Below are 23,766 nucleotides of genomic sequence, written 5' to 3'. Positions count from 1 at the left end.
TAAAACTATTGCGTTGCGGCGCCGGCATAGTCCAGCTGGCGCCAGGCCTCGTAAATCACCACCGCAGCGGCGTTGGAGAGATTCATGCTGCGGCTCTCTGGCCGCATTGGGATGCGCAGCGTGTGCGCGGAGCCCACTTGTTGGAGAAAGTCTGCCGGCAGACCGCGGGTCTCCGGTCCGAAAACGATGGCGTCGCCGGGGCGGTAGTCGATATCCGTATGTCTGCGCCTGCCCTTGGTGGAGAGCGCGAGGATGCGTGTCGGCCGCTCCGCCTCGGCGAATGCCGCCCAGTCGCGGTGGCGCCGCACGCGGCTGTATTCGCCGTAGTCCAGACCCGCGCGGCGCAGGCGCTTGTCGTCCATCGCAAATCCGAGTGGTTCAATCAGGTGCAGCTCGGCACCGGTATTGGCGCAGAGGCGGATGATGTTGCCGGTGTTGGGGGCGATTTCCGGTTGGTAGAGGACGATCTTGAACATTGGCCGATGGCGTACCACTGAGTTGCTGCGCGAGCCCCCCACCGCGAGCCGGTTGATTGCGCGCGGGTATCTGTTTCGGGGCGGGCTCCCGCAGAAAGTGGGGGCGGATTATACCGCGGTGGGCACTTCTTCGCAGTCGATATCGACTCCTAATTCGTCGGCGATCTCGTCCAGCTCGTCGCGGAGCCCCTCGAGATCCATGTCGCCCGCCACGCTGATCATACATTCGGCGGTGAACAGTGGTTCTCCGCTCCACGGGGTGCTGCCGTAACCGGTTTCCAGCTGTTCCATATTGATCCGGCGCGCGGCGAGGGCGCGGGCGATTTCGTGTACGATACCCGGGCGATCGTTGCCGACCAGTTTTAGTCTCAGTGTTTGCTGCGGGCCTGCGGCTACGGCAAGGGCCTCTTCGATCTGTAATTTGAAGCCCTCGTCGGCGAGAGCCGCGAGCGCGTCCTTCAACCCCTGACTGGCTTCGCTGGGCACGCTGACGCGCAGTATGCCAGCGAACTTTCCGGCCAGGTGTGCCATGCGGCTGTCTTCCCAGTTGCCGCGATTGTCCGCGATCGCGGCGGATAATTTTTCCACCACGCCGGGTTTGTCGTCACTGATCAGGGAGATAACGAGGTGCTGTTGCATAGCCTGTTCCTTTGCTGTCTAGGGGGCGGTTACACTGCATTGTATTTGATAACGCCCGCGAGCTGGTCGTTTCACTTTGGGAGATTTTGTCGATGAAAGTACACGCAGATTTGTGTCTTATCCCCCTGGGGGTCGGGGTGTCCGTCGGCACCTACATCGCCGAGTGCCAGCGGGTGTTGGATGAGGCCGGGCTGGAGTACCGGTTGCACGCATATGGTACCAATATCGAGGGGGACTGGGACAGGGTAATGGCAGCGGTAAAGCGCTGCCACGAACGTGTGCACGCCATGGGTGCGCCGCGCATCAGTACCAGCCTGAAACTGGGAACTCGTACTGACCGCCAGCAGTCTTTGCAGGATAAAATCGACAGTGTTCAGAGGAAATTAAACGGTAATAACAAACAGGAGACAGTATGAATATCAAGCAAATTCTGGCCGCGGTGCTTTGTTCCGCGGCTTTTGCTGGTGCGGCTCAGGCGAACGACCTCGAGCCGGTGATCGCAGGTAAACACCGCACGGAAGCCTATGTAGCGCGCGACAAATACCGCCATCCGGCGGAGACCTTGGCGTTCTTCGGCATAGCGCCGCATATGACGGTGGTGGAGATTTCCCCCGGTGGTGGCTGGTACACCGAAATTCTCGCGCCGTATCTGAAGGACAAGGGGACCTTCTACGCAGCCCATTTTCCGCAAGATAGCGATGTCGGTTACTACCAGCGCTCTCTCGCTGCCTTTAAGGAAAAGTTGGCCGCGGACAAGGACAACTACGGCAAGGTGATTTTGACCGAGTTTGACCCGGCTTCCGCTAAAGAAATTGCGCCCGCGGGCAGTGCCGATGCGGTGCTGACATTCCGCAATGTGCATAACTGGATGCGCAGTGACAACGATCAGAAAGCGTTTAATCAGTTTTTTGCCGCGCTGAAACCCGGCGGCATACTCGGCGTGGTTGAGCACCGGGCCAAGCCGGGCACTTCCCGAGAGCGCATGATCGAGAGCGGTTATGTCACCCAGGCTTACGTGATCGATCTGGCGGAAAAAGCGGGTTTTGTGCTGGAAGCGTCCAGCGAGGTAAACGCCAACCCCAAAGATACCGCCGATCACCCGAAAGGCGTCTGGACTCTGCCTCCCTCGTTGCGTCTCGGCGACAAGGACAAGGATAAATATCTTGCGATCGGCGAGAGTGATCGTATGACCTTGCGCTTCCGCAAGCCGAAAATGTAAGCGGGGCGACGGCCGCGACTGAGTTGGGCTTTGCCTGGGGGCGAGAGCGAACGCGTCAGGCGCTCCCAAGTCGCGGCCACCGCTTCTCCTGAATTTATTTCCCTTCAATTTTATGATTATTCCCTTTCAACAACTCGATCCAGATACGCTGCAGAATCTCCTGGAGGAGTATGTGACCCGCGAAGGCACCGACTACGGTGAGCGGGAGTTAAGCCTGAGTGATAAGGTGGCGAATTTACGCCGGCAATTGCAATCCGGCGAGGTGGTAATCTGGTTCGAGCCCGGAGAAGAATCGGTCAATCTGGTGTTGGCGCGGGATGTGGAAGGCTATGTCTGACCTGCTGATTGACCGCCCGTCCCGGCCGCGGGCCCGCTTTCTCTTTGCCCATGGCGCCGGTGCGCCCATGGACAGCGATTTTATGCAGACCATCGCCTCCGGCCTGTGTGTCCGTGACATTGAAGTGATCCGCTTTGAGTTTCCCTATATAGCGGCGAGGCGCGCGGGTGGCGGAAAGCGTCCACCGAACCCGATGCCGGTATTGCTGGACTGCTATCGCGCACAGATAGCGTCCGCGAGCAGCCCGTTGCCGCTCTTTATCGGCGGTAAATCCATGGGAGGAAGAGTGGCCAGCTTGTTGGCACAGGAATATTCAGACAGTGGCGATGTGGCCGGTTTGATTTGCTTGGGTTATCCCTTCCACCCGCGGGGCAAGCCGGAAAGATTGCGCACTGAGCATCTGCAGCGGCTCGAGTGCCCGGCACTGATTGTGCAGGGCAGCAGGGACCCGCTGGGTAGTGCGGAAGAGGTGCCGGGCTACGGTTTGCCGGAGGCTATCCGCTTTCAGTGGCTGCAGGATGGCGACCATGATTTCAAGCCCCGTCGCGCCAGCGGTTTCACCCGGGAGCAGCACTGGCAGGCGGCGGTGGATGAAGTGGCGGATTTTATTCTGCAGCTTGTAGAATCGTAATTTTTTCCCTTTCCAACAAAAGCGGCCTTAGTTGAGACATTTGCTCGCGCCGCTCTTCGCTGCTGTACCAGCGTTGCCAGTGGAGTTCCGATTGCCATTTTGACAGCGTGAAGCGGCGCAGGGGATTCCCTTTTTCGATATAGGTTTGACCCTCCACGAAACCCGTGGTGCGGTAGGCGGAGGCGAGTATTTTGCGCGCGGCTTCTTCGTAAGTGCTTTGCATGTCCGGGGCGATTTCCCGTTCGATCAGTACGTGAATCATCTTCCTCTCTTATCTGGCCTATGCTCTCTCAAGTGTGGCTGTCCGCCGGGTGGTCAGGGGCGCAGCAGGTGACTACAGCGGGAAAATCCCGGAAAATGGCGCCATGAAATCAGATCATACCCTAGATGCCCGTGGTCTTCTTTGCCCTGAGCCCGTCATGATGTTGCACACCGCGGTGCGCAAGCTGGCTCCCGGAGAAATTCTGCAGATGGTTGCCACCGATCCATCCACTCAGCGGGATGTGCCCAAGTTTTGCCAGTTTCTCGGCTATGAACTGGTGGAGCACGCCGAGGAAAACGACGCGTTCTTCTACTGGATCAAAAAGGCCGGGTCTCGGGAAAGCGCTGACTGACTAAGCTCTGATTCGTTCGCCTGAGCACTGTTGCTGGTCCTGGGGCTTAGGTATGGGATGGTGTGGTCAATGGGCGTGTGTTGAGAAGCCCGCGCACGGGGTGAATCCTGTGGTGCCTGGGGGTGAGCCCGCGTTCCTCCTGCGCAGATCTGGGTGCCCGCACAGAAAATCGGGGGATTCCGCTTAAGCCGGGCCTCCCCCGAAAGTGGGGGAGGCGTTCAGGTTGCGGATTAGGGGGAAGTAACCAGCGCCGCAATGGCCGCCAGGGCTTCCGGGTCTTCGGATTTGATTTTGTTGGCGATATGGTGCTGAAAGAAGTAGCGGAAGCCACTGCTCTCCTGAGCTGGGTAGAGGCACAGATCGCCCGGCAGCACCGGGGTGGTTTCCACTATGTCGTGGTCGATCAGCATGCCGTGAATTTCGCCGCTGGCATACAGCCGCCAGCTCACAACTTCGGCGAGCGTCAGTTTCTCCCGCTGATCATCCATAAACACCGCGTGGGTGCCGATGGTATCCGGGATCTCCTGTAGCACTTCCTCGGCTTTGCTGCTTTCGTATTCGAAATATTCCGCTGCTGTTTCCAGCTCGACGATTTTGTGAATGGGGGGGTCGTAAAAGATTTCCTCAATGCCGGGGTCGTAGTAACCCTCGAAACGTCCATCCAAGGGGTCCTTGATTTCCGGGCAGGCGACAATGGAATTTAACCAGGGGACGAGTCCTACCACCTCGCCGTTTGCTTTGAGGCCCCAGCACAGAATTTTCAGGCTGTAGAGATCGGAGCCACTGGAGCTGTTGGAGTAGAGCATTTCCAAGCCGTCTAGCTCCGGCGACAGGCGGATAAACCGCCTGCTCGCTGAAGTTTCGATCGGCTCGCCGGTGAAGAGGTCAACCACGTTGGAGAGTCTGTGGTCGGTCATGGAGCACCTCCTTGCAGGGCCGGTTGTATACCGTCTCCGCCCAGAGTGGTGCCTGTTGCGACCGCTCTCGCGAGGGCCCCTTCGGGACGAAGACCGGGGCAGGAGGGCGTTTGACTGCTTATTCCCCCCTGTGGGTGCCGAAGCAGGGCTGGGGCCCTTGTCCGGCATCCCTGCGAATAAAGGTATATGCTGAATTCCCGAAACACAACTGGCCTTTTAGATTGGTTGGTTATCTTTGCAAGAGTTTTAGGTGACTTTCATCACGAAGGTGGCATTGCTATAGTCCCTGCCTTTTCCGTTAGCGGAGGACTACTTGGCTGTTACCTGTCCCGATTCGGTCCATCTGCCACCTTGCGACCGAATAGTCACAGTATTCAATCGCTGCTTTGCCGATCCGGCGGGTTTCAATACCCGGCTGTGTGGCGGCTTCCCGGAACCCTACTATCGGCCGGCGGAGGGAGAGCAGGACTATCACCGGGTGGAATTTACCCGCGACTACCCAGCCAGCGCGCTGCACGAGGCCGCCCACTGGTGTGTGGCGGGAGAAGCGCGGCGCCGGCTGCCGGATTACGGCTACTGGTATGCTCCGGATGGCCGCAGCGCTGAACAGCAGGCGGAATTTGAACGGGTGGAAGTGGTGCCCCAGGCACTGGAGTGGATTTTTGCCTGTGCCTGCAGCCTGCGCTTTCGGGTCAGTGCCGATAACCTGGAAAGTGGCTTGGGGCCGAGCGTTGGGTTCAAGCGCGCCATATGGCAGCAGGTACAGACGTTTTGCCAAAGGGGGGTCAATGCTCGCGCCGAGACATTCGCCCGCGCACTGGCCGCGGAGTTTGGACGCCCGGACCCACTGGACCCGGCTCTGTACCAGTTGACGGACTTATCGTGACTACCTATCTCGTTGATGCCTCTGTCTATATCTTTCGCTACTACTTTGCCCTGCCGCCGAATTGGACGGGGCGGCAGGGGTATCCCACAGAGGCGGTGTACGGCTTTACCAACTTCGCACTGGATCTGCTCGGCCGCGGCCCGAGATATATGGCCTGTGCCTTCGATGAGTCGCTTGGCAGTTGCTTCCGCAACGAACTCTACCCCGATTACAAATGCAGCCGTGCTCAGCCGGACGAGGCCTTGGCTTTTCAATTGGCGGCCTGCAGAGAGATGGCGGAGGCAATGGGCATTGCCTGTTTCGCCAGTGAGCGTTATGAGGCGGACGATCTGCTCGCGGCCCTGACCCGCATCAGTGCTGATCAGCGGCCGGTGATCGTCAGCCGCGATAAGGACCTGGGGCAGCTGTTGGCCCGCGGCGCGGCCAGCTTGTGGGACTTCGCCGCTGACATACATATGGGCGCCGCGGCGGTACAAGCGAAATTCGGTGTGCGCCCGGAGCAAATCGCCGACTATCTGGCGCTGGTGGGGGACAGCAGCGACGATATTCCCGGTGTTCCCGGAATCGGTCCGAAAACGGCGGCGCGGCTGCTTATGGAATTCGATGATATAGAGGCGTTATTGCGGCACACCGAACGGGTGGCCCGTCTGCCGCTGCGTGGGGCTGCGGGCATTGCCAAGCGGCTTTTAACCTACGCGGAGCAGATACGTCTGGCCAAGCGCCTGACCTCGTTGGAAGACGGGATTGAATTGTCCGTGGGCGTCGACGACTTGGTACCGCGGAAGGCCGATATCCATTTCGTCCAGGCACTCGCGGACGAATTCGGTATTGGAGGGCTCAAGGCAAAAATTGGCCGGACACTGGCTGCCGTTAATGGGGAAACACTTTGAAACACTCAGAACTGACCATTGTCGCCGACGAAAATATTCCCGCGCTGGAGACGTACTTCGGCGATCTGGGTCGGCTGCTGCGCCTGCCGGGGCGGACCTTGTCCCGTGAACAGCTGATGGATGCCGACATACTGCTGGTGCGTTCTGTCACGCGGGTAAACGAGGAACTGCTCAGCGGCACCCCGGTGCGTTTTGTCGGCAGCTGCACCATCGGCACGGACCACCTGGATACCGCCTGGCTGGAAGGGCAGGGCATCCGCTGGAGCGCGGCGCCGGGTTGCAACGCCAATTCAGTGATCGAGTATGTTTTTTGCGCGCTGGCGGCACTGGGAATTGATTGGAACGGGCGTGAATTTGGCATCGTCGGCTGTGGCAATGTCGGGGGGCTGTTGCGTGAGCGGCTACAGGCAATGAATATTCCCTGCGCGGTCTACGACCCCTGGCGCCCGGACGACCCCGATAGTGCGAGCCTGGAAAGAGTGCTGGAGCAGGATGTGGTGTGTCTGCACGCGCCGCTGGTGAAAGGTGGGCCGCATCCCAGTTTTCATATGATTGGTGCCGGGCAGTTGGCACGGATTAAAGATGGTGCCACGCTGATCAGTGCCGGCCGCGGGGCGGTGGTGGACAACCGGGCGCTGCTGGAGCTTCTGCGGGCGGGCAAACGTTTTAACACAGTGCTGGATGTGTGGGAGAACGAGCCGGATATCGACACTGCTCTGCTCGATCTGGTGGATATCGGCACGCCCCATATCGCTGGCTACAGCGCAGACGGCAAGCTTGCGGGTACCCGGATGATCCGCGGGGCCTTGGCGCGGGCGCTCAAACTCCCCCAGCAACCGGCGGCCGATGAGCGGCACCTGCCGGTGCGGCAACTTGGGGTGGGGGCAGAGAGCAGCTTTGCGGAATTTTCCGCGATGGCTGACTACTTGTTGCAAATATACGACCCCCGCGCTGACGATCGCCGCCTGCGTGCAGCCGCAGGCGGTGATCAGCCGATGGGCGGGGCCTTTGATCGGCTGCGCCGGGAATACCCCGAGCGGCTGGAGTTCTCTCATTACCGCATCGATGGCGCCCCGTTGACGGAGCACCAGCGGAGGCAGTTGGCAATACTGGGGTTGAAATGCGAAGAGAAGTGCAACTGAAAAAACTCGGACTCATCATCAACCCCTGGGCTGGTGTCGGCGGCCCCGCAGGCTTGAAGGGCAGTGATGGTGTCGAAACCGTGCGTCAGGCACTGGCGGCGGGCGTAGAACCCCAGTCTCACAGGCGCGCGGCGGTGGCGCTGGAAGCGCTGAAGCCCTACGCGGATGGTTTGGAGATTCTCTGTTATGCGCGCGACATGGGCGAGTCACTGGCCAGAGAGTGCGGTTTTCGGGTGACAGTGGTCGGCGAGGCTGAGTCCAGCCCGTCAACTCCAGCGGACACAGAGCGGGCGGCTCGGGTGATCCGCGACGCCGGTGCAGACCTGATTGTATTTGCGGGCGGAGACGGCACGGCGCGCAATATGGTGAACGCGCTCGGAGATGATTTCCCGGTGCTGGGCATCCCCGCCGGCGTGAAAATGCATTCCGCCTGCTTTGCGATTTCCCCCAAGGCCGGCGGCGAGGTGTTGCGGCGCCTGATGGCTGGCCAGCTTGTGGATCTGCACCAGCGCGAGGTGAGAGATATCGACGAAAAGTCTTTCCGCGAGGGCCGTGTCAGTACGCGTTACTACGGCGAACTGCTGGTCCCCGAGGAGGGCCACTTTCTACAGGCGGTAAAGAATGCGGGGCGCGAGGTAGAGGAACTTGCGGTGGCGGATATCGCCGCGCATGTGATCGAGGAACTGGACCCCGGTACCCTCTATCTGGTCGGACCCGGCTCCACCACCATGGCACTGCTCGATGAATTGGGGTGCGGGGGCACTTTACTGGGCGTTGACCTGTTGCGCGATGGGCAGCTGATCGCTGCAGATGTGGGAGCGGCACAAATCGAGCGGGCCATTGAAGCGCACAGCGGGCCGGTAAAAATTGTGCTCACCGCCATCGGTGGCCAAGGGCATTTGATCGGCCGCGGTAACCAGCAGTTTTCCCCCGGAGTGCTGCGCGCTGTGGGCCGGGATAATCTGATGGTTGTCGCTACCAAAACCAAGATCACCCAACTCGGTGGCCGGCCGCTGCTGGTGGACAGTGGTGACCCGCAACTAGACGAGGCGTGGGCCGGTTTTATCCGAGTGATCACTGGCTACCGGGATACGATTTTGTATCCGCTGGGCAACGGGGAGGGTTCGGTGCATGTCCTCTGACTGGGGCGTCCTGTTGGAGCAGGTGGAATGCAAGTTAGCGGAAACCGGGCGGGACAGCCGGCGCCTTTTCCACGGCCGTGGTCGCTGTTTTCCAGGCCTGGAGCAGGTCTGTGTAGATAGCTTTTTCCCCGCGCTGCTGGTGACTTTTTTTGAAGCCTGTGACGGAGAAGAAGGGCTGTGTCAGGCGCTGTGGCAATTGGTTGAAGCGCGCGGCTACCAAGGGGTGGCGGTGCAGCGCCGTTACCTGCGGGGTGCGCCTGTGCGCTGGCACTGCGGTCAGCCGGTGGCAGCGCCGGTGGCGCGGCGCGGCGATTTGCAGTTTCCGCTGACGTTCGAGCGGCAGAATGTGGGTTATTTCCTCGATATAGAGCCCGGGCGCCGCTGGCTGGAAGCGCAGATCCGTGCCCGCGCCGGCCGGGAAAATCTCAAGCTGTTGAACCTGTTTGCCTTTACTTGTGCCTTTTCCGTGATCGCCCGCGCGGCGGCGGAATTGGAAGTGGTGAATATTGACGTTAACCGCGGTGTGCTAAACCGGGGGCGGGACAATCACATAGCCAACCAGTTGCCGCTTGCTGGCATCCACTTTTTGCAACTGGATGCACTGCGGCAATTCAATCGTTTCGATCGCCGCGGTCCCTTCCAATTGGCGGTGGTGGATCCGCCCACCTGGCAGAAGGGGCGCTTTGATATCAATCTGCACTACGAGAAATTGCTGCGGCTGCTGCCGGGGTGTCTGGCCGGGGAGGCCGATTTGCTGGTGGTGATGAATTCGCCGCGTCACGGCGAGGCACATTTTCGCAGTCTGATTGAAGGTGCCGACAGCCGCTTCGAAATCGTGGAGCGCTTGCCGCAGAGCCCGGACTTTCCTGACCGGGATCCGGACGCAGCACTGAAAATGCTCCACGTCAGATTTCGTCAATAAAGATGGGGGCGGTGGTCACAGGGCGGAAAATGCCCGCATCAACCGCTCCATCAACGCCTGCATTTCCATCGACGAACCGTGGCGCACCGCTTCGTCCAGCAGTTGTGCGTTGCTCTCCCCGGACTCCACTTTGTTTATCAACAATAGAAAACCCTTGTGAGTCAACACGGCTTCCTCTATGGCCTCCTGGCGCACCAGTTGCGAAAAGTGGATGTAGCCACTTTGTTTCAGCCAGGTCATGGCGCCCAGGCAGGCCAGGTGGCGGGGGGAGTGCAGGCCGTATTCATCCGGAGTATCCGGGCCGGAGATATCCTCCACGTAAACCGTCGCCGGTGTCGGGAACTGGTTGAACAGCGCCAGCAGAATCCTGCCGGCGTTGCGGTAGAAGTCGTGAATATGCAGGTCGTCGAGCATGGGCTGTTATTGTGAGTAGCGCTCGAGGAAGTGCCCCAGGCGCTCAATTGCGTGGGACAGGTCATCGGTGCGCGGCAGGAAGACGATGCGCAGGTGGTCCGGCGCATCCCAGTGGAAGGCGCTGCCTTGTACCAGAAGAATTTTTTCCTGGCGCAGGAAGTCGAGCACCAGTTGCTCGTCGTTGTGGATCTTGTGTCTGTCCAGGCAAATTCTGGGGAACAGGTAGATAGCGCCTTCGGGTTTGACGCAGCTCACTCCGGGAATATCGTTGAGCATCTTGTGGGCCAGGTCCCGCTGCTGGCGCAGGCGGCCGCCAGGTAATACTAGATCGCGAATGCTCTGGTAGCCCCCGAGCGCCGTTTGCACCGCGAACATGGCCGGTACATTACCACACAGGCGCATGGACGAGAGAATATCCATGCCCTCGATAAACCCTTTGGCGCGGTGCTTGGCACCGCTGACGATCATCCAGCCGGAGCGGAAGCCCGCCAGGCGGTAGGCCTTCGAGAGACCGTTGAAGCTGAGGCAAAGCAGATCTTCGGCCAGCTTGGCCATGGGGGTGAACTCGGCATCATCGTAGAGAATCTTGCTGTAGATCTCGTCGGAGAAAATAACCAAGTCGTGGGTACGGGCAAGCTCTACAATTTCTTCAAGAACCGCACGCGGATAGACAGCGCCGGTGGGGTTGTTCGGGTTGATCACGACAATACCGCGGGTGCGCGGCGTGATCTTGGCCTTGATGTCGTCGATATCCGGCATCCAGCCCGCGCCCTCATCACAGCGGTAGAGTACCGGCTGAGCGCCGGTCAGATTGGTGGCGGCCATCCACAGGGGATAGTTCGGCATCGGCAGCAGCAGTTCGTCGCCGGTGTTCAGCAGTGCCTGGGTGGCCATGGTGATGAGCTCGGAGACGCCGTTTCCGAGGTAGATATCGTCTATCTCGATCCCCTCGATACCGAGGGTTTGGCACTCCTGCATAATGGCCTTGCGCGCGGCGAAGAGGCCCTTTGACTCAACATAGCCCTGAGCCTGAGGGAGATTGTGGATCACATCCTGAATGATTTCGTCCGGGGCGTCGAAACCGAAGGGCGTGGGGTTGCCGATATTCAGCTTGAGGATACGGTGCCCTTCCTCCTCCATACGGTAGGCCTGCTCCATAACGGGGCCGCGAATTTCGTAACAGACGCCGTGTAGTTTTTCCGACTTGAGAATATCCTTCATGGTGTGGTCCCGGACACTACTTTGCGGCAGCAGCCAATCGCTTGCTGTTACCGCGTAAACTGGGTGGAATGAGGAGCAGAGTATGTCAAAAGTACAGGATGATAACTACTGGCGCGACGTGCTAACCCCGGCAGAATTTCACGTTTGCCGCGAGGGTGGGACGGAGGAACCCTTTACCGGTGAGTATTGGAATGTCTACGAAGATGGCCTCTACCGCTGTCGCTGTTGCGGCGACGTGCTTTTCGATTCTGATCGTAAATTCGATGCCCACTGTGGCTGGCCAAGTTTCGATGCTGTAGCCAGGCCGGGCGCGGTGAAAGAGCGGCCGGACAATAGTTTGGGCATGTTGCGTACCGAGGTCGTCTGTGCCAATTGCGGCAGTCATCTGGGGCATGTGTTCCCCGACGGCCCGACGGAAACCGGGCTGCGGTACTGTATCAATTCTCTGTCGATCAAGCTGGATATCGAGGCTAAGCGCAAGAAAGTGGCCCAGGGCGGGAAACATTGAGAGAAAAGAAACACTGGAGCCGTTGGCTGCTGGTAGTGCAGTGCTTGTTGTTAGCGGCAATGTTTATCGCCGGATTGCTGCTGCGGCTGGATGTAATTGACTTCAGGCCGGCTTTCCAGGTTTTTAAATTTTCGGGTTTGGCGGCCTTGGGGGTGGCGCTGATCAGTATGCCGGTCTTTATCTGGGGGCTGGTCAGTCGGCGCGCGGACAGCCGCCGCAATGCCATTTGGGCTGTGGTGCTGGGGGTGTTGCCAGTGGCGGTGCCGCTCCTGACAGTGGGCAAAGGCAATTTCGATGTGCCCCGGATTCACGATATCAGCACTGATACTCAAGATCCGCCGCGCTATGAAGTGGTGCTTTCTCTACGCGAGGAGGGAGACAACAGTCCACTGTACGGCGGTGAAACGGTGGCTGCTAAGCAGCGCGGTGCGGAGATATATGCGGATATTCAGCCGCTGCTACTCGATATGCCGGTTGCGCGGGCTACGGAAATGGCGGCACAGGTTGCGAAATCCCTGGGCTGGAGACTGGTGGCGTTTGAGCCGCAGCGCGGCCACTTGGAAGCAGTGGACAGGACTCTGCTGCTGGGATTCACCGATGACGTCGTCGTGCGGGTGAGGCCTGAAAATGGCCGCGCTCGGGTGGATGTGCGCTCCAGCTCCCGTGTCGGCATCAGTGACCTGGGGGCCAACGCCAAGCGTATTCGCCGTTTCCTCGGGGAACTCGGGCAGCGCGCGGCCGCAAAAGACTAAGGCGGGACCGCGAGCGGTTTCTGGGGTCTCGGTAAGTGACTGACTGCAAAAGAAAAAAATACAAAAAAAGTTTTGTCGTGGGTGTTGACAGTCCCCCGGGTGCTACATAGAATGCGCCCCACTTCTGACGCAGAGCGGTCCTTGAGGCGCCGAGCGGAACAGAAGTAAGTCCGGGGTCCCCTTCGTCTAGAGGCCTAGGACACCGCCCTTTCACGGCGGTAACAGGGGTTCGACTCCCCTAGGGGACGCCAAAGCGGGAATAGCTCAGTTGGTAGAGCGCAACCTTGCCAAGGTTGAGGTCGCCGGTTCGAACCCGGTTTCCCGCTCCAGATTTTTTTGCTCTTTGTGGCGTGGTTGTGTCACGATACAGAGAGTAGCTACGGGGTTAGAGTAGCGTTGTCACCGAGAGGTGACTGCATTGGCTTTCCAGAGAGGGGCCAGGTGCAAGTTTTACGTCCCCATCGTCTAGAGGCCTAGGACACCGCCCTTTCACGGCGGTAACAGGGGTTCGACTCCCCTTGGGGATGCCAACATGTCCCGGCAGCACAACAGTGCTGTCGGGCAGACAGAAAAAGCGGGAATAGCTCAGTTGGTAGAGCGCAACCTTGCCAAGGTTGAGGTCGCCGGTTCGAGCCCGGTTTCCCGCTCCAATTAAAAAGCCGCTCAATTGAGCGGCTTTTTTATTTTCCGTGTACGGCTGTGTGCCGTTTAAACAAGGGCGTCACTCGGGGCCCGAGTCCTGCCAGTTGCAATCATCCGCCCGAGCGCGTTGAATACGCCCTCAAACCCATCGGAGGCAGTAATGACCGCCGCGCTTTCCATCCGCAATCTAGAAAAAACCTACGACAACGGCTTTCGAGCCCTTAAGGGTATCAGCTTCGAAGTGCAGCCGGGTGACTTCTTCGCCTTACTAGGGCCCAATGGCGCCGGCAAGTCCACCACTATTGGCATTATTTGCTCCCTGGTGCGCAAGACCGGGGGGCAGGTGTCCATATTTGGTATCGATATCGACCGCGATTTTCCGGCGGCCAAACGCCTTTTGGGGGTAGTGCCGCAGGAGTTTAATTTCAGCCAGTTTGAAAAGGTCTACGACATAGTGTGTACCCAGGGGGGCTTCTACGGCATGCCGCGCAAATTGGCGGCAGCGCGCACAGAGAAGTACCTGAAACAACTGGATTTATGGGATAAGCGCGGTGTTCAGGCGCGCATGCTGAGCGGTGGTATGAAACGCCGCCTTATGATCGCCCGCGCGTTGATCCATGAGCCGGAATTGCTGATTCTGGATGAACCCACCGCAGGTGTGGATATTGAACTGCGCCGGTCCATGTGGACTTTTCTCGAAGAGATCAACCGCCAGGGTACGACCATTATTCTCACTACCCATTATCTAGAAGAGGCGGAAAGTCTGTGCCGCAATATCGCGATTATCGACAAGGGCGATATTGTGGAGAACACCTCCATCAAGTCCCTGCTGAAAACGTTGAACCGGGAGACGTTTATTCTCGATTCTGCTGAATCCTTGAGCAAGTGCCCCGAGCTTGGGAAATTCGAGGGTAGGCTGATTGACGAGAATAGTCTGGAGGTAACGATTGAAAAGGGGCAGTCGCTCAATGCGCTGTTCGCTACTCTCGAAGAGCAGGGGGTGGCCATCACCAGTATGCGCAATCGCGCAAATCGCCTGGAGGAACTCTTTGTCTCCCTGCTCGCGGAGGGTAAACAGGTGGAGGATAACAAGTGATGAACACAACAATCTGGATCTCCTTCGCCACCATTTTGCGCCGCGAAGTACGCCGCTTTACCCGGATCTGGCCACAAACCTTGGTGCCGCCAGTGATTACCATGTCGCTTTATTTCGTCATTTTTGGCTCTCTGATCGGTAGCCGTATCGGTGAAATGGGCGGGTATTCCTATATGGAGTTTGTGGTGCCTGGTCTGATCATGATGTCGGTGATCACCAACTCCTATGCCAATGTGGCTTCTTCCTTTTACAGCGCCAAATTCCAGCGCAGTGTCGAAGAGCTGCTGGTGTCTCCAACGCCCAATTGGGTGATCATGGCCGGTTATGTGTTGGGGGGTGTGGCCCGCGGCCTGATAGTCGGGCTGATTGTCACACTGATAGCGCTTTTCTTCACTGACCTTACCGTGCAGCATGTCGGGATCACTGTGGCGATTGTCTTCCTGACGGCGGTACTCTTTTCCCTGGCTGGATTTATCAACGCGATCTTCGCCAATAGCTTCGACGATATTTCGATTATTCCGACCTTCGTGTTGACGCCGCTGACCTATCTGGGCGGGGTTTTTTATTCAATTGATCTGCTGTCCCCCTTTTTTCAGGGGCTTTCGAAATTGAATCCCGTTCTATACATGGTCAACGCCTTCCGCTATGGCGTGCTGGGTGTGTCTGATATCAACGTGATCTGGGCCTTTATCGGAGTATTGGTCTTTATCGGATTTTTGTTCGGCTGGGGCATGCACTTGATGAGCAACGGCAAGCGCCTGCGGCATTAAACATTTGATTCTCGCGTTCAGATTCCGCTATCTGTCCGCGAGGCGGAAAAGCGATTGGGCAGCGACAATTCAATGAACCGAGAAGATTGGCAAAACCTTCCCCTGGGCAAGGAAACCCGCTATGAGTCGACCTACAACCCGGGGTTGTTGTACCCGATTCCGCGTGCGGTTTCCCGCGCGCAATTGGGCCTGGGCGACGAGCTGCCGTTTGTCGGTGAGGATGAGTGGTGGGGTTATGAACTGTCCTGGTTGAACCCGAAGGGTGTACCTCAAGTAGCGGTGGCCAGGTTCTCCTTCCCAGCCTCGAGCTCGCGGATGGTGGAATCCAAGTCATTCAAACTGTATCTCAATTCCTTTAACCAGACCGAGTTTGCGTCTTGGGATGCAGTGCGTGAAACGCTGGCAAAAGACCTGAGTGAGGTTTCGGGCGCTGCGGTCGAGGTTAACCTCTACAATGTAGAGGATGCGGTACTCGCGCCGGAGCCTCCGCGGGGCATCTGCCTGGACCGGCTGGATATAGAGACCCGCCGCTACCAGCCGGATGCCTCGATACTCAAACTGGCGGGCGGGGCGGAACCTGTTTCTGAGACACTATACAGCCACCTGCTGCGCAGCAACTGCCCGGTCACAGGTCAGCCGGATTGGGCGACGGTGAGTGTCGAGTACCAGGGGCCTGCGCTCCATCGGGGGGCGTTGCTGGCCTATATTATTTCCTTCCGTGAGCACCAGGACTTTCACGAGCATTGCGTTGAGCGCATTTTCTGCGATCTGCATCGATTGGCGGCCTTCGAGGCGCTGACTGTCAGTGCGCGGTATACCCGCCGCGGAGGGCTGGATATCAATCCCCTGCGCAGTACCATTGCCGGAAAACCATTACCGCCGAGGTTCGCACGTCAGTAGATTCCTTGTCCCGTCGTCAGAATGGTCTTTAATGAAGGAGATAGTTCCTGATTCTGATGGAGCGGGAGGTGTTTATGATTGGTGCGGATGCGAGCGGCAAGACCATGACCGCACTCGGTATTCTGACGATAGTTCTGGGTGTGATCGCCTTGATGGCTCCGGTGATGACCGGCATTTCCGTGGCTATGTTTGTCGGTGTGCTGGTTCTGGTCGGAGGTATTTTTCGTTTGATCTGGGCGTTTCGGGCCGACAGCCTGGGCAAGGGAATTCTGGGGGTTCTCCTCGGAGTGTTGACGATAATCGCCGCGGTGGTATTGCTCAGCCATCCACTTTTGCTTGCCCGAACCCTAGTTATTCTTCTGGCGATTTATTTTATCGTCGATGGCGTTGTGGAGTTGATGGCCGGTTGGCGCGCCAGCGCGGAAAGCGGAAAAATGTGGTTGGTGCTGGGGGGGATTGTATCCATCCTCCTGGGCGTGATCCTTTGGATGCAGTCTCCACTCGCCGGCAGCTGGGTACTGGGAATTCTCTTCGGTATCAAGTTGATTTTTGTCGGGATTATTATGATCTCGGGGCGTCGGCAGCAGGTAAGTGGATAGTGTATCCGGTTGACACTTTGGTACCGCGGTGGCACCTGATTCTGCCGGGACCGACAACCGAGATGTGGGGCGGGCGGCCTGGTAGCTGCTGTATGGAGAGCGTGCGCATGGCTGATTCATGAGCGTAGGCGTTGCCATTGGATTCGCGGAGCTCGAGGGATATTTTGCGCTGCGGCTCCGCATCCGGGCAAAAATTTACGCGAATGAATCAGCCGCTAAATAATGACCTTGCTTTTTAAGGTTGAGGCAGCTTTTTCCAGTGTTTGCAGTACGCGCTCTTTGTCGTAGTTTCGGATCTTATCCAGGTCCAGGTGCATGGAAAAGCCGGGGGCGTGGTCTTCGAGATAACTCTGTTGCCCGCCCAGGTTTTTGCGCAAATCGGTGACCTGGTACACCTTCACCGGAGAGCTGAAGCCTTTGACGGTAATATGGCCCTTGTCGCGGCACATCACTGAGTGCTTGATCATGGCCCAGGTCTCGTGGCTGATGAGAATTTCTCCCGGCTGTGCCGCGCCTTCGAGGCGCGCGGCAAGGTTCACATGGGTGCCCATCACTGTGTAGGACTGATAGTTGGCGGTACCGAAAATCCCCACAGTGCAGTAGCCGGTATTGATGCCCATACGCACCTGCAATGGCCGCGATATCCCTTTGTTGTACCACTCCTGTTTCATTTCGCGCACCCGCTTGCGCATGGCCAGAGCCATGGCTACACAGCGCAGTGCGTCGGACTTGGGCCCCTTGCTGTCATCGTCTCCGAATACCACCATCACCGCGTCGCCGATGAATTTGTCGATGGTGCCGCCGTACTGGCCTGCGATTCGGGCCATTTCCGACAGATAGTTGTTGAGTAGTTGGGTAAATGTTTCGGCTTCCAGCTCTTCGGTTAATTGGCTGAAGTCTTTGATATCGGAAAAGAATACCGTCAGCAGCTTGCGCTCGGTCACCAACTCGCCTTCGCGCCCGGTGGTCACAGCGCGCCACAGGCGCTGGGGTAGATACTTGGACAGCTTGTAGGTGCGCATTTTGCTGGTGCGCTGGTCTTGAATGAGGGTGTGGTTGGCTTCCTTGAGCTGGTTTATCTGTTTTCGGGTGTAGAGGGTATAGGCAAAAACGTAGGTGAACACTCCGATCAGGCTGGCGGCACTGACGGTCAGGTTCACACTGGTAGTAAAGGTGGGTTTGTGAATCAGGTAGCCGGCGGCCATGCCTGCCAGCAGACTGGTGTTTTGTTCAAGCCAGTGTCGCAGGCTGCCTTCGGTCAACGCTTTGAATTGAATCAACGCGGCGAGCATCAGCGAAGGCAGCAGATTAAAGTCCACCAAGTCGATAGCAACACCGACCAGTGCGGCATCGGCGAAAGAGAGCAGCTGTTGAGTGCGGGAGGGGGACACACTGTCAGCACTGGCTTTAACGCTTATCTGGTAAGCGATAGCGGTATAGACCAGCAGTAGCACTGCCATACCGATGGGGATTAGCTTGTCGGGATTCCAGGTGGACGACCAGTTGACGGCGCTCGCCAGGGTGGCTGCCGCGACAAAACAAATCAAGGGGCGGAAGTAATGCAAATAGCGGGAGTCAATGGTCCGCCCTGAGTTTTCCCCGGATTGGTCCTGCATTGTTGTTGTAGCGTGTCCTTTTGAACAGAAATTGTACATATTTGAGGCGGCGCTCCTGCGGTGCGGATCGGTCTCGCGGGAAGCCGCCGTGACTGACTGCGGGGAAGTGTACTCCGCTAGAGCGAATAATGCGAAATATCTATGAAGTGACGCAAAGTTTGGAAGCGTTGGCTGTCTGGGGCAGGGGAGTGCAGTAGAATTCACTGCTCTCGCACTGACTGGAGAGTATCATGGACGCCCTGACGGCATTGCATAACCGAGTTTCCACGGGTCTTCTTACCGATCCTGCCCCCAATGAACAGCAGCGTAGGAATATATTCCGCGCCGCTCTGCGTGCGGCGGATCACGGTTGTCTTCGCCCCTGGCGCTTTCTCCTTATCGAAGGAGAGGCCCGGGAGCGGCTGGGAGAAATATTCCTGCGTGCCGCCGAGGGGGCCGGGGACGGCATGGATGAAGCCCAGAGGGCGCGCACCCTGGCCATGCCTCTGCGGGCGCCCCTGATTGTTGTCGCTGTCACCCGGTTGCAGGAGCATCCCAAGGTGCCTCACCTGGAACAGCGGATGTCCACGGCTGCGGCGGTGCAAGCAATGTTGACTGCGGCCTACGCGGAAGGTGTCGGTGCCTATTGGCGCACTGGGGCCCTGGCCTACAACCCCATTGTGGCAAAAGAGTTGGGCCTGGCGGAAAACGAGCGCATTGATGGTTTTCTCTACTGCGGGACACCGGTGAAACCTCCACGCCCGGCACCGCAGTTGGCGGTGGAAGAATATTTCTTTAACTGGGATGCACCATAAGACTTGCACACCAGCTCGTGTTTGTGTAGAGTGCGCGCTCGCTGAACGGGAGCTATGTTCCTGATTAGCAAAGCAATTTTTCTCTATGGCCAGTACGCGGTCGGCTTTTGGGAAGAAATGCAAATAGCGCAGGCGTGCGCCGCCGGACTCAAATCAGGCCGGCCAAGAACGCGACAATTCCTTCCGGTGAGGTGTCCGAGTGGTCGAAGGAGCACGCCTGGAAAGTGTGTATGTCGAAAGGCATCGAGGGTTCGAATCCCTCCCTCACCGCCATCTAATATATGTAACCCGTTGATTCTAAAAGAAAATCAACGGGTTTCTTTTTTTCTGCCCCACAATCGGCCCCACACCGTGGGGGTGAAGATCAGCATCCGTGGGTGATCAGCCTCACCCCGCGAATGCTCATGTCGAAAATTTCTGCCAATTCGGAGTTTTTGTAACCCTGTCGGGCCAGCCGCCGCACCGCGATGTGGCGCCAGCGAACAAGCAGACCCCGGCAGACAGCTGGCTGCAGGATCTCCCCGCCGAAGACCTCGCTCATCCTGCGCGCGTCGTCCCAGCCCAGGATCTGCACCAGCTGGTGGTCAGCCGTCAGGCGTGCTGGCTTCGGCACGGAAATACACCGGCGCCGTTTCCTGGCGCCGATCTGCGGGAGCTGGCCGATCAGATACAGGGCACGGTCCCGGCCTATCACGTCTGCAATTTCCTGCACGGATTCGGGCAAGGGGCAATCCATCAACGCCCCCCTTCGCGCTCCAGGGCGCGGGTCAGCAGACCAGTGGCAACCTGATTCATGCTGATCTTAGCCCCCAGCTGCTCGCTCAGCTTGCGCTGGCGCTGGCGGATCTGTTCCACCAGCTTACTGTCAGCAACGATTGATATTTTCGTCTTGTCGGTCATCACAATGTCTCCCATCCGCTGAAAACCCAACTGCTCCGGCGCTGGCGCGGCTGGCGGTATTCGGCCCGGTTCCGACTGGCCACCACGGACGCCAGCAAACGGGCGGCCTTACGTGCGGTTGCCGGCGGCAGGTCGTGCATACGCTGGAACCGTTCGGCGGCCTCGTTGGTGCCGGACCAGTACCAGGCGCCAGTTCCAGCCACGCGAACCAGCAAACGCCCCTCACCATCCTCGCCGCCAAAGTCGCGGAAAACCACGCTGGCAGCTTCAATCGCCGTGCTCAGATCGGCAGGGATGCCGTGCTCCGGCTCCTGCTTATTGAACGGCCACCAGGTCATGACACGCTCCAGAATTTGCTGGCGGTCGGCAGCAGCGCCTGCATGCCAGCCCAGACAGTCAGCGCCAGACCACCCTGGGCGTCGGTGCGCTCGGCCAAAACCGTGATTTCCGGCTTGATCGCCAGGGCAGCGGTTCCAAAGTCGCCAATCAGTGAGCCGGGCAGATCCTGGCTCAGCTCGGCAGGCACGCCAGCCAGGCGCAGCTGTCCATCATCGGCAACGGTGGCCCCAGTGCCATCGGTCAGGGCTCGCAGGTCGGAAAAACGGCAGCCAGCAGCGGCAGCAGCGGCCAGGCTGAAGGCGTCCGGCGCGGCGGCACTAATCGCGGTCAGCAGCTCCTGGTCTGCGGCATGGCTCAGGCCAGCGCCAATGGCGATCAACAGCTCATCCACCACCTGCGGATTGTCGCGCATCTCGGCTCGGCTGATCTCGAACCGGCAGGCGCGCTGGGTCCAGGCGTCCGGGTCAATCTCGGCTTCAGCGATCGGCAATGCCTGGGCGGTTGCTGTGCCCTCGCCGTTGGCGTCCAGGGTCAAGGCGTCCACGGTGGCGGGCGAAATGACACGGAAGCCAGCCCTCTGCATCCGGAATGCCCCGGCCCCCTCGATGGGCTCCATGGCGGGTTCAACCACAAGCAAGTGCGCACCGGCCTGGCAGGCGCGAGAATTGGCCAGAATGCTGGCCTCCAAGGTTCTGGTTTCACCGGCAGGGGTCGCGGCCGGGGTCTTGGTCAGGACGCCTTCGGCGTCCAGCAGCTCCGGCAGCAGGCTGCGCATATCCAGCCAGCCAGTCTGGCCGGCCAGGCCGCTGCGGCGGTGGTCGATCTTGAACGACGCGGGGCCGGTCTGGCGGATGTTGCGCGGCTGTGCGGTTTTGGCGCGTTCAATCAGCTGCGCCAGCTCCACGGCTGCGGATTGCTGGCCGCGGGTCAGGCGGCGTTCGATTTCAGTTTTTTTCACGGGCGTCTTCCTTTGAAGGGTTTTCGATTTTTTCCGCGACGGGCAGGCTGATAAAAATCGGCCCCACACTTGTGTGGACGCTGCCGGTGGCGAAAATTAATTGGGGCTCTTGAGTGTTTTTGTCGTCCATGGCTGGCTCTGCTTTCCGAACTTTTCAGCATTGTTCCGAATGCGCGTTACAGCGTCCTCTGGCGGAATTTCCGCGCTGGAATCGCAGGCAAAAAAAACCGCGCAAATTGCGCGGAAAACCCGAAGGAGGAGGCAAAGAGATGTTAAATGAAAGGAATGATTGAAATTTATCTCGGTTCGCCGCCGGGTTCCTCTGGCGGAATTTCCGAGTTTTCCCGGGCCGATGCGATCAACATCTCTTCGCTTTCGGCCAGCCAGCCAGGCGCGGTCGATCCGATTTTCCAGCCAAGGGAAGCCGCGGCTATGTAAATCGCAACCATGCGTGTGATAATTAATTTCATCGCGGAATCTCCGGTTCGCGGTGACAGCCCGGCACCGTTGCAGCGGTCCGGGCGTTTTTGTTTTTTTGTTTATGCCCATTCCAGGCGCTTCCAACCTTTCTTCAGCCGGCGGCGGGTGATCCGGGCCGCTGGGTTCTCTCGGCGGCTCGGCGCGCGCCATTTGCGGCGGCGGTTTTTTTGGCGGTCTGCAATCATGGTTCGACGCCCTCCTCGGCCGGAAACAGCCTGGCGGACAGGCTCAGGATTTTTTTCTCGGCTCGCCAGCTGTACGGCGGCTCCAAGGCCTCGCGGGCAGCCTCGGCGGCCTCGGCCAGGGCTTCGCGGGCGCGCTGCTCGGGCTCGACCCAATCCGGGCGCAGGCGCTTCTGGGCTTCGCGAATTGCGGCCACGATGCCGCGGGGGTTTGAAAAATCAGCCATCGGCAAGACCTCCAAACTCTTCGTCATTCTCGAACAGATCAGCGAGAACCAGTCCGCTAAGCGCCTGGCGAATTTCGTCACTCATCGCTGCCTTCAAGAGGCTCTCGTCTGTCTCGCCCAGAATTCGCGGAGCAACCCTCTGCGGCAGCGCCAGGAGGCGGGTGCGCAGCTCGATCACCCAATTTGTCAAGGCGCGCTCGATGTGCTCCAGCGGGGCCAGCTGGCCAGCCTCGCGGGCCAGTTGCAGCTCCTTGAGCCGCGTTTCAACGCGGATCTTCTCGCCGCGCAATTCGTCCAGGTCTCCGGCATCGGCGCGGGCTGCGGCCTTGGCCTTCTCGCGGTTGGTCAGCCAGCGAATGACATCGCCGCTGTCAAACTCAGCGGCCTTGCCCTGGCCGGGGCGGTGCTCAACCGGGCAGCCCTCACGGGTCCAGGCGTCCAAGGTGGTCGGCGCAACGCTCAGACAGTCGGCCATTTCGGTTCTGTTCATTTTCACGGGTGCAATCTCTTTTCCGTTGGGACCCGATAAAACTAGATGTTTTCTTCTCGGCAATCCTCTGGCGGCTTTTCCATGCGGCATTGCGCAAATGAGATAAGTTCGCATCTTCTTGTTGTGTCGGAATTTTGGGCCCTCGCACAAGTGAAAAACCGCGCACCGTGCCACCCGCATGGTGGCACCCCCTAGAAAGTACCTTTTGTGCGCCACACAGCGCCCCGCTGCCCGTCGATCAGCAAGCACCACGACCACCACACCACCGACCAACAGCGCCCCGCCTGTGGCCGTTCTGGTAGCCCTGCAGGTGGCCTGCAACAAGAAACCCGGCGCCGTGGCCGGGCTCTATTGGCTTGGCGCTCAGCCGGGAACAGTGACCACAACGAACCGCCTGAGGTTACACAGCGCACACTCCCTGGCGAGCCCGCTCAATTCTGCCCTTCCGCCATCCAGCCTGATAATGAAGGTGAGGGATTCGCGATCAAAATCAACACTGTGAATTAAGTCATACGCCACGTCCGGGTGCTCGTCTTTAAAGGAATAAAAATCACCCAGAAAGGACATAATCCTTCTGCTCGCCTCCACGTCAGGGCTCGTGTGGAGCGCATAAGTACTTGGCATCCTCATTACTTGCATCCCTCCATTCTGCGTTGCCTGGCCTCGTGCTGAGTGTCCCGCCAGTGCTTCACGTTGCGCTTTGATACACCAATAAGACAGTTCGGGCTTTCGTGGAAAGCGTCCCGCCTGATTGTGAGCCCCAACGCCAGTGCCGCGGCTATGGTTGCTCCATTGGAGATATACCGCCCCGCATGGATCTCCAGAAGGTGCTTCAGACTGTAACTGTGGGCGCTAGGCGTTTTGATCGGAGTCGCCGTCTCCAGCAGCGCCTTGGCGGCCTCAAACTGCGCCTTGAACTCTTCGGACGCGGTTTCCTCACGCCATGCTTTGAAGTCGGAAAGATTCATGCACCAGTAGCGCCAGCCATTGGGAGTCAGGCCGGGGTTTTCAGTCAGTACTTGCTCAAGTGTCTTGGTGTTCATGGTTTGGAAAGTCTCCGTTG

Annotated in this window: 34 protein-coding genes and 5 tRNA genes; 23 read left to right on the top strand and 16 right to left on the bottom strand. The window is 58.8% G+C overall.

Going from position 1 to position 23,766, the window contains the following annotated elements; all coding sequences use genetic code 11:
* Positions 1-5 precede the first annotated feature (5 nt).
* Complete coding sequence (gene trmL / locus BM155_RS04745) at positions 6-476, bottom strand: tRNA (uridine(34)/cytosine(34)/5-carboxymethylaminomethyluridine(34)-2'-O)-methyltransferase TrmL (RefSeq protein ID WP_074901308.1); 471 nt, start codon at positions 474-476, stop codon at positions 6-8.
* 108 nt (positions 477-584) lie between these two features.
* A complete protein-coding gene (locus tag BM155_RS04740; RefSeq protein ID WP_067153811.1) occupies positions 585-1,115 on the bottom strand; it encodes a glycine cleavage system transcriptional repressor in 531 nt (176 codons plus the stop codon).
* A gap of 92 nt (positions 1,116-1,207) precedes the next feature.
* Between BM155_RS04740 and BM155_RS04735 the strand changes: the two genes are divergently transcribed.
* From BM155_RS04735 to BM155_RS04720, 4 genes are all read left to right on the top strand, one after another.
* Positions 1,208-1,531, top strand: a complete 324-nt coding sequence (locus BM155_RS04735; RefSeq protein ID WP_074901306.1) for an MTH1187 family thiamine-binding protein — start codon at positions 1,208-1,210, stop codon at positions 1,529-1,531.
* Complete coding sequence (locus BM155_RS04730; protein ID WP_074901304.1) at positions 1,528-2,334, top strand: class I SAM-dependent methyltransferase; 807 nt, start codon at positions 1,528-1,530, stop codon at positions 2,332-2,334. The genes BM155_RS04735 and BM155_RS04730 overlap by 4 nt, the downstream gene beginning before the upstream one ends.
* Before the next feature lie 112 nt (positions 2,335-2,446).
* The gene (locus BM155_RS04725) at positions 2,447-2,671 is read left to right on the top strand and encodes a YheU family protein (protein ID WP_067153805.1); all 225 of its coding nucleotides are present in this window, start codon (positions 2,447-2,449) and stop codon (positions 2,669-2,671) included.
* Positions 2,664-3,302, top strand: coding sequence for an alpha/beta family hydrolase (locus tag BM155_RS04720; RefSeq protein ID WP_074901302.1), 639 nt, complete (start codon positions 2,664-2,666; stop codon positions 3,300-3,302). The genes BM155_RS04725 and BM155_RS04720 overlap by 8 nt, the downstream gene beginning before the upstream one ends.
* Here BM155_RS04720 and BM155_RS04715 read toward each other — a convergent pair.
* The gene (locus BM155_RS04715; RefSeq protein WP_074901300.1) at positions 3,277-3,564 is read right to left on the bottom strand and encodes an antibiotic biosynthesis monooxygenase family protein; all 288 of its coding nucleotides are present in this window, start codon (positions 3,562-3,564) and stop codon (positions 3,277-3,279) included. The two genes, BM155_RS04720 and BM155_RS04715, sit on opposite strands and share 26 nt — an antisense overlap.
* Before the next feature lie 103 nt (positions 3,565-3,667).
* On the opposite strand from BM155_RS04715, the gene tusA reads away from it, so the two are divergent.
* The gene (gene tusA / locus BM155_RS04710; RefSeq protein WP_074901298.1) at positions 3,668-3,916 is read left to right on the top strand and encodes a sulfurtransferase TusA; all 249 of its coding nucleotides are present in this window, start codon (positions 3,668-3,670) and stop codon (positions 3,914-3,916) included.
* Between the two features lie 230 nt (positions 3,917-4,146).
* On the opposite strand, the gene BM155_RS04705 is transcribed toward tusA, so the two are convergent.
* Positions 4,147-4,833, bottom strand: coding sequence for a hypothetical protein (locus BM155_RS04705; RefSeq protein WP_074901297.1), 687 nt, complete (start codon positions 4,831-4,833; stop codon positions 4,147-4,149).
* Between the two features lie 313 nt (positions 4,834-5,146).
* Between BM155_RS04705 and BM155_RS04700 the strand changes: the two genes are divergently transcribed.
* The 5 genes from BM155_RS04700 to BM155_RS04680 are packed head-to-tail and all read left to right on the top strand — an operon-like array spanning position 5,147 to position 9,815.
* Positions 5,147-5,719 (top strand): elongation factor P hydroxylase, encoded by a 573-nt coding sequence (locus BM155_RS04700; RefSeq protein ID WP_074901295.1) that lies wholly within the window; start codon positions 5,147-5,149, stop codon positions 5,717-5,719.
* On the top strand, positions 5,716-6,609 hold the full coding sequence (locus BM155_RS04695) for a 5'-3' exonuclease (protein WP_074901293.1): 894 nt from the start codon (positions 5,716-5,718) through the stop codon (positions 6,607-6,609). Before BM155_RS04700 ends, BM155_RS04695 begins: the two co-directional genes overlap by 4 nt.
* On the top strand, positions 6,606-7,751 hold the full coding sequence (locus BM155_RS04690) for a 4-phosphoerythronate dehydrogenase (protein ID WP_067153782.1): 1,146 nt from the start codon (positions 6,606-6,608) through the stop codon (positions 7,749-7,751). Before BM155_RS04695 ends, BM155_RS04690 begins: the two co-directional genes overlap by 4 nt.
* Positions 7,730-8,893 carry an ATP-NAD kinase family protein gene (locus BM155_RS04685; RefSeq protein WP_067153779.1) on the top strand — a complete coding sequence of 388 codons (1,164 nt, stop codon included), beginning with the start codon at positions 7,730-7,732 and terminating at the stop codon, positions 8,891-8,893. Before BM155_RS04690 ends, BM155_RS04685 begins: the two co-directional genes overlap by 22 nt.
* Positions 8,883-9,815, top strand: a complete 933-nt coding sequence (locus BM155_RS04680; RefSeq protein ID WP_074901290.1) for a class I SAM-dependent methyltransferase — start codon at positions 8,883-8,885, stop codon at positions 9,813-9,815. Before BM155_RS04685 ends, BM155_RS04680 begins: the two co-directional genes overlap by 11 nt.
* 15 nt (positions 9,816-9,830) lie before the next feature.
* On the opposite strand, the gene BM155_RS04675 is transcribed toward BM155_RS04680, so the two are convergent.
* On the bottom strand, positions 9,831-10,229 hold the full coding sequence (locus tag BM155_RS04675) for a hypothetical protein (protein WP_067153773.1): 399 nt from the start codon (positions 10,227-10,229) through the stop codon (positions 9,831-9,833).
* Between the two features lie 6 nt (positions 10,230-10,235).
* Entirely contained in the window at positions 10,236-11,450 is a 1,215-nt protein-coding gene (locus BM155_RS04670) for a pyridoxal phosphate-dependent aminotransferase (RefSeq protein ID WP_067153770.1), read from the bottom strand.
* An 82-nt stretch (positions 11,451-11,532) separates the two neighbouring features.
* Here BM155_RS04670 and msrB point away from each other — a divergent pair, with 82 nt between their 5' ends.
* The 10 genes from msrB to BM155_RS04620 all read left to right on the top strand — a co-directional run bounded on the left by msrB (position 11,533) and on the right by BM155_RS04620 (position 16,717).
* Positions 11,533-11,958, top strand: coding sequence for a peptide-methionine (R)-S-oxide reductase MsrB (gene msrB, locus BM155_RS04665; RefSeq protein WP_074901288.1), 426 nt, complete (start codon positions 11,533-11,535; stop codon positions 11,956-11,958).
* A complete protein-coding gene (locus tag BM155_RS04660; protein ID WP_083421080.1) occupies positions 11,955-12,710 on the top strand; it encodes a DUF1499 domain-containing protein in 756 nt (251 codons plus the stop codon). The genes msrB and BM155_RS04660 overlap by 4 nt, the downstream gene beginning before the upstream one ends.
* Positions 12,711-12,885: 175 nt before the next feature.
* Positions 12,886-12,961: transfer RNA gene (locus BM155_RS04655), tRNA-Glu, on the top strand.
* A 2-nt stretch (positions 12,962-12,963) separates the two neighbouring features.
* Positions 12,964-13,039: transfer RNA gene (locus BM155_RS04650), tRNA-Gly, on the top strand.
* Positions 13,040-13,164: 125 nt separating this feature from the next.
* Positions 13,165-13,240 (top strand) — tRNA-Glu (locus BM155_RS04645).
* A 44-nt stretch (positions 13,241-13,284) separates the two neighbouring features.
* Positions 13,285-13,360 (top strand) — tRNA-Gly (locus tag BM155_RS04640).
* A gap of 152 nt (positions 13,361-13,512) precedes the next feature.
* Complete coding sequence (locus tag BM155_RS04635) at positions 13,513-14,448, top strand: ABC transporter ATP-binding protein (protein WP_074901286.1); 936 nt, start codon at positions 13,513-13,515, stop codon at positions 14,446-14,448.
* Positions 14,448-15,218, top strand: a complete 771-nt coding sequence (locus BM155_RS04630) for an ABC transporter permease (RefSeq protein ID WP_067153758.1) — start codon at positions 14,448-14,450, stop codon at positions 15,216-15,218. Before BM155_RS04635 ends, BM155_RS04630 begins: the two co-directional genes overlap by 1 nt.
* 72 nt (positions 15,219-15,290) lie before the next feature.
* Entirely contained in the window at positions 15,291-16,118 is an 828-nt protein-coding gene (queF, locus tag BM155_RS04625; RefSeq protein WP_074901285.1) for an NADPH-dependent 7-cyano-7-deazaguanine reductase QueF, read from the top strand.
* A 74-nt stretch (positions 16,119-16,192) separates the two neighbouring features.
* Positions 16,193-16,717, top strand: coding sequence for an HdeD family acid-resistance protein (locus BM155_RS04620; RefSeq protein ID WP_175487759.1), 525 nt, complete (start codon positions 16,193-16,195; stop codon positions 16,715-16,717).
* A 215-nt stretch (positions 16,718-16,932) separates the two neighbouring features.
* Here BM155_RS04620 and BM155_RS04615 read toward each other — a convergent pair whose 3' ends face one another.
* Positions 16,933-18,333, bottom strand: coding sequence for an adenylate/guanylate cyclase domain-containing protein (locus BM155_RS04615; protein ID WP_067153751.1), 1,401 nt, complete (start codon positions 18,331-18,333; stop codon positions 16,933-16,935).
* Positions 18,334-18,563: 230 nt separating this feature from the next.
* Here BM155_RS04615 and BM155_RS04610 point away from each other — a divergent pair, with 230 nt between their 5' ends.
* Positions 18,564-19,127, top strand: coding sequence for a nitroreductase family protein (locus BM155_RS04610; protein ID WP_074901282.1), 564 nt, complete (start codon positions 18,564-18,566; stop codon positions 19,125-19,127).
* A 185-nt stretch (positions 19,128-19,312) separates the two neighbouring features.
* A tRNA-Ser gene (locus tag BM155_RS04605) sits at positions 19,313-19,400 on the top strand.
* Between the two features lie 91 nt (positions 19,401-19,491).
* On the opposite strand, the gene BM155_RS04600 is transcribed toward BM155_RS04605, so the two are convergent.
* Genes BM155_RS04600 through BM155_RS17265 form a run of 5 tightly spaced genes read right to left on the bottom strand, consistent with a single transcriptional unit; the run spans position 19,492 to position 21,454 of the window.
* Entirely contained in the window at positions 19,492-19,851 is a 360-nt protein-coding gene (locus BM155_RS04600; protein WP_139223135.1) for a hypothetical protein, read from the bottom strand.
* 11 nt (positions 19,852-19,862) lie between these two features.
* On the bottom strand, positions 19,863-20,027 hold the full coding sequence (locus BM155_RS17270; RefSeq protein WP_175487758.1) for a hypothetical protein: 165 nt from the start codon (positions 20,025-20,027) through the stop codon (positions 19,863-19,865).
* Positions 20,027-20,365 carry a hypothetical protein gene (locus BM155_RS04595; RefSeq protein WP_074901269.1) on the bottom strand — a complete coding sequence of 113 codons (339 nt, stop codon included), beginning with the start codon at positions 20,363-20,365 and terminating at the stop codon, positions 20,027-20,029. The genes BM155_RS17270 and BM155_RS04595 overlap by 1 nt, the downstream gene beginning before the upstream one ends.
* The gene (locus BM155_RS04590; RefSeq protein WP_083421079.1) at positions 20,362-21,324 is read right to left on the bottom strand and encodes a hypothetical protein; all 963 of its coding nucleotides are present in this window, start codon (positions 21,322-21,324) and stop codon (positions 20,362-20,364) included. The genes BM155_RS04595 and BM155_RS04590 overlap by 4 nt, the downstream gene beginning before the upstream one ends.
* Positions 21,311-21,454: a hypothetical protein gene (locus tag BM155_RS17265; protein ID WP_175487757.1), complete on the bottom strand. Its 144-nt coding sequence runs from the start codon at positions 21,452-21,454 to the stop codon at positions 21,311-21,313. Before BM155_RS17265 ends, BM155_RS04590 begins: the two co-directional genes overlap by 14 nt.
* A 146-nt stretch (positions 21,455-21,600) precedes the next feature.
* On the opposite strand from BM155_RS17265, the gene BM155_RS17260 reads away from it, so the two are divergent.
* Entirely contained in the window at positions 21,601-21,762 is a 162-nt protein-coding gene (locus tag BM155_RS17260; RefSeq protein WP_175487756.1) for a hypothetical protein, read from the top strand.
* 223 nt (positions 21,763-21,985) lie between these two features.
* Here BM155_RS17260 and BM155_RS04585 read toward each other — a convergent pair whose 3' ends face one another.
* The 4 genes from BM155_RS04585 to BM155_RS04570 form a co-directional block, all read right to left on the bottom strand.
* A complete protein-coding gene (locus BM155_RS04585; protein ID WP_074901266.1) occupies positions 21,986-22,213 on the bottom strand; it encodes a hypothetical protein in 228 nt (75 codons plus the stop codon).
* On the bottom strand, positions 22,206-22,709 hold the full coding sequence (locus BM155_RS17255; protein WP_175487755.1) for a terminase small subunit: 504 nt from the start codon (positions 22,707-22,709) through the stop codon (positions 22,206-22,208). Before BM155_RS17255 ends, BM155_RS04585 begins: the two co-directional genes overlap by 8 nt.
* Before the next feature lie 357 nt (positions 22,710-23,066).
* Positions 23,067-23,270 (bottom strand): hypothetical protein, encoded by a 204-nt coding sequence (locus BM155_RS04575; RefSeq protein ID WP_139223133.1) that lies wholly within the window; start codon positions 23,268-23,270, stop codon positions 23,067-23,069.
* A gap of 62 nt (positions 23,271-23,332) precedes the next feature.
* Positions 23,333-23,746, bottom strand: a complete 414-nt coding sequence (locus tag BM155_RS04570; protein WP_074901260.1) for a hypothetical protein — start codon at positions 23,744-23,746, stop codon at positions 23,333-23,335.
* Between the last annotated feature and the right edge of the window lie 20 nt (positions 23,747-23,766).

It is taken from the genome of Microbulbifer thermotolerans (assembly GCF_900112305.1).
Taxonomy (GTDB): Bacteria; Pseudomonadota; Gammaproteobacteria; order Pseudomonadales; family Cellvibrionaceae; genus Microbulbifer; species Microbulbifer thermotolerans.
Note: the sequence above shows the minus strand (reverse complement) of the source record. Positions and strands in the feature narration are given on the sequence as shown.

Coding starts and splice junctions, on each gene's coding strand:
- BM155_RS04675 (WP_067153773.1), bottom strand. CDS start 10,229: ATGCTCGACGACCTGCATATTCACGACTTCTACCGCAACGCCGGCAGG.
- BM155_RS04630 (WP_067153758.1), top strand. CDS start 14,448: ATGAACACAACAATCTGGATCTCCTTCGCCACCATTTTGCGCCGCGAA.
- BM155_RS04570 (WP_074901260.1), bottom strand. CDS start 23,746: ATGAACACCAAGACACTTGAGCAAGTACTGACTGAAAACCCCGGCCTG.
- BM155_RS04725 (WP_067153805.1), top strand. CDS start 2,447: ATGATTATTCCCTTTCAACAACTCGATCCAGATACGCTGCAGAATCTC.
- BM155_RS04685 (WP_067153779.1), top strand. CDS start 7,730: ATGCGAAGAGAAGTGCAACTGAAAAAACTCGGACTCATCATCAACCCC.
- BM155_RS04620 (WP_175487759.1), top strand. CDS start 16,193: ATGATTGGTGCGGATGCGAGCGGCAAGACCATGACCGCACTCGGTATT.
- tusA (WP_074901298.1), top strand. CDS start 3,668: ATGAAATCAGATCATACCCTAGATGCCCGTGGTCTTCTTTGCCCTGAG.
- msrB (WP_074901288.1), top strand. CDS start 11,533: ATGTCAAAAGTACAGGATGATAACTACTGGCGCGACGTGCTAACCCCG.
- BM155_RS17260 (WP_175487756.1), top strand. CDS start 21,601: ATGAAAGGAATGATTGAAATTTATCTCGGTTCGCCGCCGGGTTCCTCT.
- BM155_RS04585 (WP_074901266.1), bottom strand. CDS start 22,213: ATGGCTGATTTTTCAAACCCCCGCGGCATCGTGGCCGCAATTCGCGAA.
- BM155_RS17265 (WP_175487757.1), bottom strand. CDS start 21,454: ATGGACGACAAAAACACTCAAGAGCCCCAATTAATTTTCGCCACCGGC.
- BM155_RS04670 (WP_067153770.1), bottom strand. CDS start 11,450: ATGAAGGATATTCTCAAGTCGGAAAAACTACACGGCGTCTGTTACGAA.
- BM155_RS04715 (WP_074901300.1), bottom strand. CDS start 3,564: ATGATTCACGTACTGATCGAACGGGAAATCGCCCCGGACATGCAAAGC.
- BM155_RS04575 (WP_139223133.1), bottom strand. CDS start 23,270: ATGTCCTTTCTGGGTGATTTTTATTCCTTTAAAGACGAGCACCCGGAC.
- BM155_RS04610 (WP_074901282.1), top strand. CDS start 18,564: ATGGACGCCCTGACGGCATTGCATAACCGAGTTTCCACGGGTCTTCTT.
- BM155_RS04720 (WP_074901302.1), top strand. CDS start 2,664: ATGTCTGACCTGCTGATTGACCGCCCGTCCCGGCCGCGGGCCCGCTTT.
- BM155_RS04615 (WP_067153751.1), bottom strand. CDS start 18,333: ATGCAGGACCAATCCGGGGAAAACTCAGGGCGGACCATTGACTCCCGC.
- queF (WP_074901285.1), top strand. CDS start 15,291: ATGAACCGAGAAGATTGGCAAAACCTTCCCCTGGGCAAGGAAACCCGC.
- BM155_RS04705 (WP_074901297.1), bottom strand. CDS start 4,833: ATGACCGACCACAGACTCTCCAACGTGGTTGACCTCTTCACCGGCGAG.
- BM155_RS17270 (WP_175487758.1), bottom strand. CDS start 20,027: ATGACCGACAAGACGAAAATATCAATCGTTGCTGACAGTAAGCTGGTG.
- BM155_RS04595 (WP_074901269.1), bottom strand. CDS start 20,365: ATGACCTGGTGGCCGTTCAATAAGCAGGAGCCGGAGCACGGCATCCCT.
- BM155_RS04740 (WP_067153811.1), bottom strand. CDS start 1,115: ATGCAACAGCACCTCGTTATCTCCCTGATCAGTGACGACAAACCCGGC.
- trmL (WP_074901308.1), bottom strand. CDS start 476: ATGTTCAAGATCGTCCTCTACCAACCGGAAATCGCCCCCAACACCGGC.
- BM155_RS04680 (WP_074901290.1), top strand. CDS start 8,883: ATGTCCTCTGACTGGGGCGTCCTGTTGGAGCAGGTGGAATGCAAGTTA.
- BM155_RS04730 (WP_074901304.1), top strand. CDS start 1,528: ATGAATATCAAGCAAATTCTGGCCGCGGTGCTTTGTTCCGCGGCTTTT.
- BM155_RS04635 (WP_074901286.1), top strand. CDS start 13,513: ATGACCGCCGCGCTTTCCATCCGCAATCTAGAAAAAACCTACGACAAC.
- BM155_RS04735 (WP_074901306.1), top strand. CDS start 1,208: ATGAAAGTACACGCAGATTTGTGTCTTATCCCCCTGGGGGTCGGGGTG.